Below are 12784 nucleotides of genomic sequence, written 5' to 3' on the forward strand. Positions count from 1 at the left end.
CTATGTAGTGTCGAAATGAATTCATTAGACAGATTGTGACTTGGGCCATTAGCTTAACCTCATTCCACACGACAGGAAGGAATGAGAATGAACTCCCCCACCACGGCCACTGCCACAGCCTCCGCCGCCGCCACCACTCCAGAGGGCTGGCGCTCAGTTCGCACCGTTGTCCACGAGCTGATGCTCAAGCACGGCATGACCCGGATCTTCGGCAACCCCGGCTCCAATGAGCTCCCCTTTCTCAAGGACCTCCCGGATGAGATCGACTACGTTCTCGGTCTCCACGAACAGGTGGTCCTCGGCATGGCCGATGGCTTTGCCCAGGCCACCGGAAACCCCGCCTTCATCAACCTCCATGCCGCCTCCGGTACCGGAAATGCCATGGGTGCGCTGACCAACGCCCACTACTCCCGATCCCCCTTGGTGGTCACCGCCGGCCAGCAGGTCCGCGAGACGATCGGCATGGAGTCCTTCCTCTCCAATGTGGACGCCGCCCAGCTGACCCGGCCACTCACCAAGTGGAGCTATGAGCCCGCCGCCGCCGCCGATGTTCCGCGAAGTTTCAATGAAGCTGTTTTCCAGGCCACCGCCAGCGCCCCCGGGCCGGTGTATCTCTCCATCCCCTATGACGATTGGGATCACCCGGCCAGTAGCAATGATGAACTCCTGTTCCGCCGAAGCCTCTCAGTGGAACACCAGCTCTCCCCCCAGGCCGTGGCCACCCTGGCAGAACGTCTGCGCCAGGCCTCCAAGGTGGCGTTGATTCTCGGCTCCGCGGTGGACTCGGTGGGCGCGAATGCCGCAGCTGTCGAGTTGGCGGAGAACACCGGGGCCGATGTCTTCCTCGCCCCCTCGCCGTATCGGCTGCCCTTCCCGAATAGACATGCCCAGTTCCGTGGTGTTCTCCCGGCATCTGCCCACGCCATCAAGAACTCCCTCGCCGACTATGACCTGGCGCTGGTCATCGGAGCCCCGGTCTTCCGCTACCACCAATATGAACCGGACAATTACCTGCCCGAGGGCACCGCGCTGGTGCAGCTCACCGATGATCCCAATGAAGCCAGCCGCGCCCCCTTCGGCGAATCCATCATCGCCGATCTCGCTTCCGCGGTGCAGCTCCTGGCCCAAGCAACAGTTCCGGCTTCGAAATCACCGGCTGCAGCTCAGCAGAGGTGCCCGGATACCACCGCACCGGTGGGTGGGGTCTTCGATCCAGCCCGGATCTTCGCCCTGCTCCGGGAGAACACCCCGGCCGATACCGCCTATGTCGTGGAATCCACCTCCACCAACACCGCGTTCTGGCAGCAGATGGATCTGCAGGTCCCCGCCTCCTACTTCTGGCCAGCCTCTGGGGCCCTGGGTTTCGGGCTGCCCGCTGCCGTGGGAGTCCAGCTGGCGTACACCGACCGCCAGGTGATCGGCATCATCGGCGACGGTTCCGCCAATTACGGCATCACGGCACTCTGGACAGCCGCACAGTACAACATTCCGGTGGTGTTCATCATCCTAAAGAACGGCACCTACGGCGCGCTCCGCTGGTTCTCCGAACTACTGGGGACCGAAGACGTTCCCGGTGTTGATGTCCCCGGAATCGATTTTCTCGCCATCGCCCGTGGCTATGGCGTCCAGGCAGCCAGCGCCACCACGGATGAAGAGTTCACCGCCGCCCTGAAATCCGCCATTGACTCGAAACGCCCGACGCTCATCGAGGTCAACACCATTCTCACCTCCCCCTGATCCCCTCGATCCTCCTTCCGATACAGACCCCTTCACCTTCAGGAGAACACCATGACCAACCTCCAGATTGAGCCCGGCCGGGAGACCAGCCGGACGATCCCGGTGACGCAGGTAGTCAACCAGGCCACACTCACCCCTTTCCATAAGCGCGTTTTCGCGCTCTGCACCCTGCTCATGATCGTCGATGGTTATGACATGATCTCCTATGGCTCAGTGGTCCAGACCCTGATCAAGGAGTGGGAGATGACCACCCAGCAGGGCGGATATCTCGGCGCCGCCGCCCTGATCGGCATGCTCATCGGCGGTATGTTCATCGCCCCGCTGGCGGATCGTTTCGGACGCAAACCCCTTCTCATCGCTTGTCTCATCGGCTCCGCAGCCGGCTCCCTCGGTTGCGCCCTGGCCATGAACTTCGAGACGCTCTTCCTCTTCCGCACCATCGTCGGCATCGCCCTGGGTGCCATGGTCCCCAACTTCGTGGCCATGACCGGTGAGTTTGCCCCTGCACGCATCCGCTCCTTCGCGGTCTGCTTCGTCTGCAGCGTCTATTCCATCGGCGGCATCATCGCTGGCCTGCTGGGCATGTACCTGATCCCGACCTTCGGCTGGGCCAGCGTCTTCTGGGTCTCGGTCTCCTTCATCGTGCTGGCACCGGTGGTCATCTTCTTCCTGCCGGAATCCCCGGTATTCCTCTCCCGGTTCCCGCACCGTCGCGCCGAGTTTGAGTCGATCATCGCTCGGGTTTCCCCGGAAACTGATCCGGGCTCCGTGGTGCCGGTCGAGGTACGTGCCGAGAGCTCCGCTCCCTTCGTCGAGATCCTCCGCCGGGGGAATGGCCTGAATACCGTGTTGATCTGGGTGGTCTTCCTCACCACCATGTTGCTGAGCTACGGGCTCAACACCTGGCTCCCGGTCCTGATGAGCTCTGCCGGCTATTCCCTCGGCAGCGGCCTGTTCAACCTGGTCGTCCTCAATATCGGAGGTTTCCTGGGCGCCGTGCTCGGCGGCTATCTTTCCGACCGCTTCGGAATCAAGCCTGTCATCCTCAGCTACTTCCTCGTCGCCACGGTTTCCCTTGCCTCGCTCTCCCTGACCCAGAACGACATCTTCGTCAACATTCTGCTGGTCTTCGCGGGAGCCACCACCGTCGGCACCCTCTCGGTGATCCATGCACTTGCCGCTGAGTACTACCCCTCCGCCATCCGCTCCACCGGCATCGGCTGGGCCGCCGGTATCGGCCGCATCGGTGCCATCGCAGGCCCGGTCCTCGGTGGTGCGCTGCTCGGACTTGCACTCCCCTTCTCCCAGAACTTCCTCGCGGTAGCTGTCCCCGGCCTGATCGGCCTCTTGGCCATGGCCTTCGTGAACATGTCACGCTCCGCCAAGGGCCATGACTAAACCACCCCGTTTCCCCCTTCAATGACCTCTAAGAATAGGAACCCCACCATGCAGACCCAGCTCCTCATCGACAATGTCGCCCGCCCCGCTGCCAGCCAGGAACAGTTCACCCATGTCCATCCGATTTCGGGTGAGACCATCACCACCAGTGCCGCCGCCACCGTGCAGGATGCCATCGACGCCGTCGAGTCCGCCGAGCGGGCGCTGGCAGAGTGGTCCAAGACTGGCCCGAGCCACCGGCGAGATATCCTGCTCCGCGCAGCTGAAGTACTCGAATCCCGGGCCGGGGAATTCATCGAGGCCATGAATGCCGAGGTTTCTGCGAATGAAGGCTGGTCCCAGTTCAACGTCTACCTCACCACCCAATGTCTCCGTCAGGCGGCGAGTCTGACCAGCCACATCGTCGGCGAGACCATTCCGACTGATCGCCCCGGGGTCTTTTCCATGACAGTTCGCCAGCCAGCCGGGGTTGTGCTCAGCATGGCACCCTGGAATGCCCCTGGGGTGTTGGGAATGCGTTCAATCGCCTACCCGCTGGCCTGCGGTAACACAGTCGTCTTCCGGGCTTCCGAAGCCAGCCCCCGAACCCACCAGCTGTTGGTGGAGGCCCTCCATGAGGCCGGGGTCCCGGCGGGCGTGCTCAATTTCCTGACCAATACCCCCAAGGACGCTGATGCCGTGGTCGAAGCCATGATCGCCCATCCGGCGGTGCGCCGGGTCAACTTCACCGGTTCCACCCATGTCGGCCGGATCATCGCGGAAAAGTGTGGCCGCTATTTGAAGAAGCCGCTGTTGGAACTGGGTGGAAAGGCCCCTTTTGTCATCCTCGATGACGCCGACATCGATGGGGCCGTCAACGCCGCCATCTTCGGCACCTTCATGTTCCAGGGTCAGATCTGCATGAGCACGGAACGCTTCGTCGTCGATGAGAAGATCGCGGATGAATTCGTCCGCAAGTTCGGTGAGCGGGCCGCCGGGCTCCATCATGGCGATCCCGCCGAGGACCCCTCGGTCGTGGTGGGCCCGATGTTCAGCCCGCGCTCCGGCGAAAGGATCAACACGCTTATCGACGATGCGGTGGCCAAGGGCGCGGTCATCGTCACCGGTGGCCGTGCCAATGGCGCTGCCCTGGCCCCGACCATCATCGACCATGTGACCCCGGAGATGGATATCTACGATCAGGAGACCTTCGGTCCGGTCACCATCGTCGTCCGGGTCTCCGGCTCCGAGCAGGCCATCGCCACCGCCAATGACACCGAGTACGGTCTGGCTGCGGCAGTGCACGGCGCTGATGTGACCCGCGCATTGGATGCCGCCCTACGTATCGAAGCTGGCCATGTCCACATCAATGGTGCCACCGTTCAAAATGATGCCAACGCGCCCTTCGGGGGTGTAAAGGCCAGTGGCTACGGCAAGTTTGATGGCTCCGCAGTCGTCGATGAATTCACTGAACTGAAGTGGGTCACCATCGAACGTTCCGATCAGCAGTACCCGATCTAAGAGGGAGTCCCCCTCTGAGGCGCCGGAAGGCCCTGATGCAGCCATGACTGCATCAGGGCCTTCGCCGTAGCCTCAACAGTCTGATTCCCGCGGCTGAACACCTTTATTAAGGGCTGCGGCACAGGTCCGGCGAGTTCGCCCACTGCACCTTTTCCCACCCTTCAGGGGGAGTATCTCCCCCCCTCGGTGAAACCGTGACCTTCCTGTTCTCAATCCGGCACGAGACACGGGAGGGTTCCATTATGGAGTTGACAGGTCCTGCCAATATTCTATCCTCGCAGTACATTGGCCCTTTCCTCGGGAATCGAGGACCCGAATACTAAGTGCATTCATCGCCCCGGACAAGACCCCCCTAGAAGTATTTAGGGGGTACCCTAGTGTTATCTATCCTGAACCGGGACTTAACTGTGTGGCAGATCTCAAAACAGAGAATACCAGTATTTAGAGTGCACCAAGGAGCAGACCAGTGAACGCACCCCAGACCCGATCGGCCCGGCCGGTCAACGACAGTGACAGCTGGCAGTCCCCGAAACATAAGCGGACCGTCTACATGGTCTTGGCCATTGTCGGCCTCGCCATCCTCTTCGACGGTTATGATCTCGTCGTCTACGGCGCAGTCCTGCCGACCCTGATCGCTGACCCCTCCCACATCGGTGAGCTCAGCCCGGCAATCGCCGGCACCCTCGGCTCCTACGCCATGATCGGCGTGATGATCGGTGCACTGTCCGCCGGCGCCGTCGGTGACCGCATCGGCCGCCGCAAGGTGATGCTCACCGCGATCGCCTGGTTCTCCATCGGCATGGCGCTGACCGCCTTCGTCAACTCCATCGCGATGTTCGGTTTCCTCCGCTTCCTCACCGGCCTGGGTGTCGGCATGATCGTCGCCACCGGTGGCGCCGTGGTCGCGGAGTTCGCCCCGCGCAACCGCCGCAACCTCTTCAATGCCATCGTCTACTCCGGTGTCCCCGCCGGTGGTGTCCTGGCCTCTATCCTCGCCATCCTGCTCGAGGATTCCATCGGCTGGCGCGGTCTCTTCCTCATCGGTGCTTCCCCGCTGGTGTTCCTGCTCCCGATGGCCTTCTTCTTCCTGCCGGAGTCCCCGCGTTGGCTCGTCTCCCGCGGTCAGACCGAGAAGGCTGCCGCCCTCGTCGAGAAGCACGACCTGCCCGCCAGCCAGTTCCTGGCCATTGAGGCTGTCTCGAAGGAGTCCGCAAACAAGGGAGTCCCTGCCAGCGAGCAGGAGAAGGCGCTGCAGCGTACCGGCTTCGCGGGCCTCTTCTCCCGTGCCTACCTGCCGGGCACCCTCCTGATCGGCGCCATGAGCTTCATCGGCCTGCTCTCCACCTACGGCCTGAACACCTGGCTGCCGCAGATCATGCAGGCCAACGGCACCAGCGCCAACAACTCCCTGTACTCACTGCTCGCCTTGAACGGTGGCGCCGTGATCGGTGGTCTCTTCGCCTCCGCAGTCGCTGACCGGATCGGTGCCAAGAAGGTCATCGTCACCACCTTCCTGATCGCCGCAGCCTGCCTCTTCGTCCTGCCCTTCCCGCTGCCGATCGTCGCGGTCTACTTCCTCATCGGCTTCGCCGGCATCGGTGTCCTCGGTACCCAGGTCCTGACCTACGGCCTGGCCTCCAACTACTACGGCACCTCCGCCCGTGCGGCTGGCGTGGCCTGGGTCGCCGGCTTCGGTCGACTCGGTGGTATCTTCGGCCCGCTGATCGGTGGCCTGATCATCTCCGCCGGCTTCGGCCCGGGCACCGCCTTCTACCTCTTCGCCAGTGTCGCGGTCATCGGTGCCATCTGCACCTCCCTGATCCCGCGGTCCCCGGCATCCGCCGAAATAACCATCGAGGAGATCCCCGCCCGCGTCGACGGCCCGATCGAGCCCGGCCTCAACCGCGCCAAGCCTGAGATCAGCAACTCCTAAGATCTGTTTCCAGCACTCGGCCCCCCGGCCCCACACCAGGTGGGACCGGGGGTTTGCGGTTGCTTATCGACGCCCGCGGCACGGGGTGCGCGGCGTCGATAAGCATGGCGAAGGCCCTGTCACCTCACGGTGGCAGGGCCTCATTCAGACAGTGGAGCCAGGGAAGGAAGCTTAGAGCAGCTTCCAGTCCTCCATGCCCTCGTAGAGCGGGAACTGATCGGCAATCTTGCGGACCTGGGCGAAGAGTGCCTCGGTGTCAGCCGCCTGGCCCTGCACCAGGGCCGTGGCGATGATATCGGCAACCTGGGTGAAGGCCGCGGCATCCAGACCACGGGTAGCCAGCGCGGAGGTACCGATGCGCAGGCCGGAACCGACCATCGGCGGACGCGGGTCGAAGGGGATGGCATTGCGGTTGACGGTGATGCCCGCGTGGTGGAGGAGATCCTCACCCTGCTGGCCATCGAGTGCCGAGTTGCGCAGATCAACCATCACCAAGTGCACATCGGTGCCACCGGTCAGGACGGAAATGCCGGCAGCTGCGACATCCTTGGCCGTCAGACGTTCAGCCAGGATGCGCGCACCCTCGAGAGTACGCTCCTGACGGAGCTTGAACTCTTCAGTGGCGGCAAGCTTGAAGGCGATGGCCTTGGCAGCCACCGCATGCATCAGCGGACCACCCTGCTGCCCCGGGAACACCGAGGAGTTCAGCTTCTTGGCGTACTCCTGCTTGGCCACGATCAGACCCGAGCGCGGGCCACCGAGAGTCTTGTGCACGGTGGAGGAGACGACATCCGCGTGCGGCACCGGGTTCGGGTGCAGACCAGCCGCAACCAGACCGGCGAAGTGGGCCATATCAACCCACAGCTTGGCGCCGACCTCATCGGCGATCGAACGGAAGGCCTCGAAGTCCTGCTGACGCGGGTAGGCGGACCAACCGGCGATCAGGACCTTCGGCTGCTCGGCGATGGCCTGCTCACGAACCTGGTCCATGTCCAGACGCATGGTGTCCTTGTCCACCCCGTAGGCGGCGACCTGGTAGAGCTTGCCCGAGAAGTTCAGCTTCATACCGTGGGTGAGGTGTCCACCGTGATCCAGGGCCAGACCCATGATCTTATCGCCCGGGTTAGCCAGGGTCATCAGCACTGCGGCGTTGGCCTGGGCACCGGAGTGCGGCTGCACATTGGCGAACTCTGCGCCGAAGAGGGACTTGGCACGGTCGCGGGCCAGGTCCTCAATGATGTCGACGTTCTCGCAACCACCGTAGTAACGGCGGCCCGGGTAGCCCTCGGCGTACTTGTTGGTCAGCACCGAACCCTGTGCTTGCAGCACGGCGCGAGGCACGAAGTTCTCGGAGGCGATCATCTCCAGGGTCTCGCGCTGACGGGCGAGTTCTCCCTGGATGGCGCCGTACACATCCGGATCAAGCTGATCCAGGGGAAGCTTGTGTAGGCCGTCGTTGTGCTGTGCGTCTGTCATATCAGAACCGCCTTGCCTTTCGCATAAAGTGGAACCACGTCCGGTGGAGTCCCCGGGCAGAGGCTTCCGACGGGGACGACATACAGATCAAGAGTTTAGCGCGATTCACTTCCCTCCCCCGAAATTTCCGTCTTTTGCCCGCGTCGCCGCCTACCCCCGGATACCGGTTAGCCAATTGATATCACCTAAGTGCTCTGGGCACCCCCGGATCATGACCTCCCGGGGCCCCAGGTGCACAATGGAATCCATGGCGCGTCCCCAAGACACCACTCCCTATCTGGACTTCGACCGCGAATCCTGGCAGGAACTCCGTAAATCAATGCCCCAGGTGCTCACCGAGGCAGAGGTCTTCGAGCTCCGGGGTCTGGGTGAGAACATCAACCTCGATGAAATCGCCGAGGTCTACCTCCCCCTCAGCCGTCTCATCCACCTTCAGGTCCGGGCCCGACAGGAACTGACCCAGGCCACCGAAACCTTCCTCGGCAGCTCCACCGGTCACATTCCCTTCATCATCGGTGTCGCCGGCTCCGTCGCGGTGGGAAAATCCACCACCGCCCGGCTCCTCCAGGTACTACTGCAGCGCTGGGACTCCCATCCGCGGGTGGATCTGGTCACCACCGACGGTTTCCTCTACCCCGGTGCCGAACTACGTGCCCGCCACCTGATGCAGCGCAAGGGCTTCCCCGAATCCTATGACCAGCGGGCCCTGCTGCGTTTTGTCACCGACGTGAAGTCCGGGAAAGCCCGGGTTGACGCCCCCGTCTACTCCCACAAGCTCTACGACCGCACCGCTGAAGTGCAGTCCATCCAACAGCCTGACATTCTCATTCTTGAGGGACTGAATGTACTGCAGACCGGGCCGACCCTGATGATCAGCGACCTCTTCGACTTCAGTGTCTACGTTGATGCCCGCACCGAAGTTATCGAACACTGGTACATCGAACGCTTCCTGCAACTGCGACGCACCGCCTTCAAGGAGCCCGGCGCACACTTCTCCCACTTCGCTGACCTGAGCGAGGAACGGGCCCGCACCGAGGCCCGCGAGATCTGGCAGTCCATCAACCTGCCTAACCTGGTGGAGAATATCCTGCCCACCCGGGTGCGGGCCTCACTGGTGCTGACCAAAGACGCCGATCACCTGGTACAGCGCGTACGCATGCGCAAGGTGTAGCTACTGAAGGTAGGGCTACTTGCCGAATCTTCGGGAACGATGGGAATAGTCTCGCAGTGCGCGGAGGAAATCAATCCGCCGGAACGCCGGCCAATAGGTGTCGGTGAACCAGATCTCCGAATAAGCCGCCTGCCAGAGCAGGAAACCGGATAGCCGCTGCTCCCCCGAGGTCCGGATCACCAGATCCGGGTCCGGCTGCCCTGAGGTGTAGAGGTGCCCGGAGAGTGAGTCAATGGTGACCTTCTCCTTGAGCTCTTCAATCGAGGTACCGGCGGCGGCCTCCTCATCAATGAAGTTGTGCACGGCGTCGACAATTTCCTGACGGCCGCCATAACCCACCGCAATATTGACGGCGATACCGGGTTTGCCGTCAGTACCCACCGCAGCCTCCCGGAGCCGCTTCGCCACCTCATCCGGCAGCAGATCCAGGTGACCGACCAGCCGCACCTGACAATCATTCGGGCCATGGGCCAATTCAGCGACGACATCGATGATGATGCCGTAGAGAAGTTCCAGCTCAGTACTCTCCCGGGAGAGGTTCTCCGTGGACAGCAGGTAGACGGTGACCAGCTCAACCCCGGACTCCCGGGCCCAGCCCACCACCTCGCCGATCTTCTTCGCCCCGACACGGTGGCCGTGGGTAACATCGGCGAAGCCCGCCTCCCTGGCCCAACGCCGGTTCCCATCACACATGATCGCGATGTGTTTCGGCTGCTCACAACCCTTAAGCTCGCGACGCAGGCGAGCTTCATACAGGGGGTAGAGCAGTCGGGGAAGGAGTTTCACAGCTGACAGTCTAGCGCTCCCCGGGAGCAGTTGGGGAACCAGTTCCCCTCCGCCGCCACCCGGGGAGCACTGCCGCACTTATACCTGTGCCGCTGCCTGCGCCTGACGACGCCCACGCACCGCGGCCGCCAGTTCGCCGAGCAGGTCGACGGTGGTGTCAATGTCGATGCACTTGTCAGTGACGGACTGGCCATAAACCAGACCCTCACCACCGTTGATCTTCAGCTTCGCCGGATCCAGGTTCTGAGCACCTCCCACCAGGAAGGACTCGATCATCACCCCAGCGATACCCGCATCCCCGGCGGTGACCTGCCCGGCGATCTCACGGACCACCTCGGCCTGGCGGACATGGTCCTTTCCGGAGTTGGCGTGGGAGGCATCGACCATCAGTCGGGCTCCCTCACCGATGGCGGCCTCTGCGGCGGCCACCGAAGCGGTATCGAAGTTCGGGCCGGACGTACCACCACGGAGGATGATGTGGCAGTTGTCATTGCCGGCGGTCTCCACCACGGCCGGTCGGCCGTCGTCGGAGGTACCGAAGAAGAAGTGCGGGCTCTGCGCCGCCTGTACCGCATCAATGGCGACCTGGACGTTTCCGTCGGTGCCGTTCTTGAAACCGATGGGCATAGACATACCCGAAGCCAGCTGGCGGTGGACCTGAGATTCGGTGGTGCGGGCACCGATGGCGCCCCAGGCGACGGTGTCGGCGTAGTACTGCGGGCTATTGGGCTCCAGGAATTCACAGCCGACCGGCAGATCAAGGTTGACCACATCGGTGAGCACCTTCCGTGCCAGCTTCAGTCCGTGGACCACATCGTAGGTCTCATTCAGGTATGGGTCGTTGATCAGGCCCTTCCATCCGACGGTCGTGCGCGGCTTCTCAAAGTAGACCCGCATGACGATCTTCAGATCATCATTGAGGCGCTTGGCCAGTGGTGCCAGTCGGTTGGCGTAATCCAGGGCGGCCTTCGGATCATGGATCGAGCAGGGACCGACCACCACAACGAGTCGATCGTCTTCGCCGGCGAAGATATCGGCGATGTCCTGTCGATCGCTCTCCACCTTGGTGGCCTGAACGTCGGTCAGCGGCATCTCGGCCAGGAGCTGAGCCGGGCTCGGCAGGTCGTGGAAGGCACGGACGCGCTTATTGGAGGTAGATGCCGAATTGTGAAGGGAAACCGGGGAACTCATGGCGCAGATGAGCCTTTCTGGAAGGTATTCGGATAGTGGAAGCAGTATCGAATGATGGTGGTTATGTCCGGCAAACAAAAAAGCAGCGCTCCCACCGGTGAAGGTGGAGTGCTGCTTGAGGCTCCGGGCGTTGTTCGCGTTGGCGCTGAAAATTAATTCCGCGTAGGCGAAGGGGTGAGGCATGCTCCCGGAGCCCCACTAAAATAAAATCGCCATACGAACATGCCGACGATCCTAACAGTCTCCGTGGGATCCCGCTAGAACCACGATTTCTTCCGACGGTCCAATACCCCCGCCTCAGCCATCGCCTGATCCATCGCCGCCTCATCGAAAACATCCAGACCGTGCTCCTGTGCGAAGAGCAGCCGACGGTTATAACGACTGAAACGGCGGTGGAAACGCCATCCAACGATCAGGATGACCGCCAACAGGGCCACGATGACCAATAGGCCCACCGGCGAGGCCTTACCGAACTCCGGACCCAACGGGCCGCCCCGCTCCTGCTGTGCCAACAGCACCGTGGAGGCGGCGTAGTTGAGGGTGTTGAAGCTCTCGAGAATCACTGCATGCACTTCCTAAATCGTCGACCCTGCGGTGGGATTCGCCCCGAGGTTCAGGTCCGGATCTCTACTCCGGATCGATACCTGCGAAGAGGTCATCCTCAGGGAGGGAGGTAGTCACCCGAGTCTTGGCAAGCTCAAATTCCTCCGTTGGCCACAGTTTACGCTGCACATCCACCGGAGTCCCAAAAAACGCACCGGCCGGGTCGATCTGCGTGGCATGCGCCCGCAGCGCCTCATCCCGGTTCTCAAAGAAGGACGCACATTCCACCTGGGTGGTCACCCGTGCCATAATATCTGCCCGGTTGCGCTCCCAGCGTTCCAGCATCGGAGCATAGGGACTGGGCTTGTCCTCCCGGATAAGGAGGTCATGGAAGAGCTGCATCCGCTGACGGATGAAGCCGTGGGTGTAATAGAGCTTGAGCGGGGCCCAGGGCTCACCACGGTCCGGGGCGAAACCCTCCTCGCCGGCCTTCTCCCAAGCGATCATCGAGGCCTCATGGACCATGAGATGATCGGGGTGCGGATAACCACCGTTTTCGTCATAGGTGATGATGACGTGCGGTTTGAAGTCCCGGATCACGCCGACGATCTCCCGGGCGATATCGCGGGGGTCCTGGAGCGCGAAGCAGCCCTCAGGCAGCGGCGGCAACGGGTCACCCTGCGGCAGGCCGGAGTCCTCATGGCCCAGCCAGACATGCTCCACCCCAAGCGCAGCTGCCGCCCGGGACATCTCCTCCCGCCGCACGGCGGGCAGATTCTCCAGCACGCCCGGCTTTTCCATAGCCGGGTTGAGGATGTCACCGCGTTCACCGCCGGTGCAGGTCAACACCATGGCACGGTGACCTTCCGCGGTATAGCGGGCCATGGTCGCCGCCCCCTTCGATGCCTCATCGTCGGGGTGTGCGTGAATCGCCAATAGGCGCAGTCCGCTCACAGTCACTCTTCCTTCCGTCCACAGGGGTCGATCCTCTATCCCGTAATCCTAGCCGTCCATTCACGGTCACCGGCGGAGGGTCAGCTAGGATGAAC

10 protein-coding genes are annotated in these 12784 nt (G+C 62.6%); 5 read left to right on the forward strand and 5 right to left on the reverse strand.

What is annotated here, in order from left to right:
- The first annotated feature begins 87 nt into the window (after positions 1 to 87).
- The 4 genes from mdlC to ACTU46_RS05975 all read left to right on the forward strand — a co-directional run bounded on the left by mdlC (position 88) and on the right by ACTU46_RS05975 (position 6568).
- Positions 88 to 1737 (forward strand): benzoylformate decarboxylase, encoded by a 1650-nt coding sequence (mdlC, locus tag ACTU46_RS05960; protein ID WP_443380316.1) that lies wholly within the window; start codon positions 88 to 90, stop codon positions 1735 to 1737.
- A gap of 51 nt (positions 1738 to 1788) precedes the next feature.
- Positions 1789 to 3135 carry an MFS transporter gene (locus ACTU46_RS05965; protein WP_443380317.1) on the forward strand — a complete coding sequence of 449 codons (1347 nt, stop codon included), beginning with the start codon at positions 1789 to 1791 and terminating at the stop codon, positions 3133 to 3135.
- Positions 3136 to 3183: 48 nt separating this feature from the next.
- The gene (locus tag ACTU46_RS05970) at positions 3184 to 4635 is read left to right on the forward strand and encodes an aldehyde dehydrogenase (RefSeq protein WP_443380318.1); all 1452 of its coding nucleotides are present in this window, start codon (positions 3184 to 3186) and stop codon (positions 4633 to 4635) included.
- A 550-nt stretch (positions 4636 to 5185) separates the two neighbouring features.
- A complete protein-coding gene (locus ACTU46_RS05975) occupies positions 5186 to 6568 on the forward strand; it encodes an MFS transporter (protein WP_443380413.1) in 1383 nt (460 codons plus the stop codon).
- A 171-nt stretch (positions 6569 to 6739) separates the two neighbouring features.
- Here ACTU46_RS05975 and glyA read toward each other — a convergent pair whose 3' ends face one another.
- Positions 6740 to 8044 carry a serine hydroxymethyltransferase gene (glyA, locus tag ACTU46_RS05980; RefSeq protein WP_443380319.1) on the reverse strand — a complete coding sequence of 435 codons (1305 nt, stop codon included), beginning with the start codon at positions 8042 to 8044 and terminating at the stop codon, positions 6740 to 6742.
- 247 nt (positions 8045 to 8291) lie between these two features.
- Between glyA and coaA the strand changes: the two genes are divergently transcribed.
- Positions 8292 to 9215, forward strand: a complete 924-nt coding sequence (gene coaA, locus ACTU46_RS05985) for a type I pantothenate kinase (RefSeq protein ID WP_443380320.1) — start codon at positions 8292 to 8294, stop codon at positions 9213 to 9215.
- A 15-nt stretch (positions 9216 to 9230) separates the two neighbouring features.
- Here coaA and ACTU46_RS05990 read toward each other — a convergent pair whose 3' ends face one another.
- The 4 genes from ACTU46_RS05990 to mca form a co-directional block, all read right to left on the reverse strand.
- Positions 9231 to 10001, reverse strand: a complete 771-nt coding sequence (locus ACTU46_RS05990; protein ID WP_443380321.1) for an isoprenyl transferase — start codon at positions 9999 to 10001, stop codon at positions 9231 to 9233.
- A 78-nt stretch (positions 10002 to 10079) separates the two neighbouring features.
- Complete coding sequence (locus ACTU46_RS05995) at positions 10080 to 11192, reverse strand: 3-deoxy-7-phosphoheptulonate synthase (RefSeq protein ID WP_443380322.1); 1113 nt, start codon at positions 11190 to 11192, stop codon at positions 10080 to 10082.
- A gap of 257 nt (positions 11193 to 11449) precedes the next feature.
- Entirely contained in the window at positions 11450 to 11755 is a 306-nt protein-coding gene (locus ACTU46_RS06000; RefSeq protein WP_443380323.1) for a hypothetical protein, read from the reverse strand.
- Between the two features lie 64 nt (positions 11756 to 11819).
- Positions 11820 to 12689 carry a mycothiol conjugate amidase Mca gene (mca, locus tag ACTU46_RS06005; protein ID WP_443380324.1) on the reverse strand — a complete coding sequence of 290 codons (870 nt, stop codon included), beginning with the start codon at positions 12687 to 12689 and terminating at the stop codon, positions 11820 to 11822.
- Positions 12690 to 12784: the final 95 nt, after the last annotated feature.

The organism is Corynebacterium sp. A21 (genome assembly GCF_052266655.1).
GTDB lineage: Bacteria > Actinomycetota > Actinomycetes > Mycobacteriales > Mycobacteriaceae > Corynebacterium.

Coding starts and splice junctions, on each gene's coding strand:
- mdlC (WP_443380316.1), top strand. CDS start 88: ATGAACTCCCCCACCACGGCCACTGCCACAGCCTCCGCCGCCGCCACC.
- ACTU46_RS05965 (WP_443380317.1), top strand. CDS start 1,789: ATGACCAACCTCCAGATTGAGCCCGGCCGGGAGACCAGCCGGACGATC.
- ACTU46_RS05970 (WP_443380318.1), top strand. CDS start 3,184: ATGCAGACCCAGCTCCTCATCGACAATGTCGCCCGCCCCGCTGCCAGC.
- ACTU46_RS05975 (WP_443380413.1), top strand. CDS start 5,186: ATGGTCTTGGCCATTGTCGGCCTCGCCATCCTCTTCGACGGTTATGAT.
- glyA (WP_443380319.1), bottom strand. CDS start 8,044: ATGACAGACGCACAGCACAACGACGGCCTACACAAGCTTCCCCTGGAT.
- coaA (WP_443380320.1), top strand. CDS start 8,292: ATGGCGCGTCCCCAAGACACCACTCCCTATCTGGACTTCGACCGCGAA.
- ACTU46_RS05995 (WP_443380322.1), bottom strand. CDS start 11,192: ATGAGTTCCCCGGTTTCCCTTCACAATTCGGCATCTACCTCCAATAAG.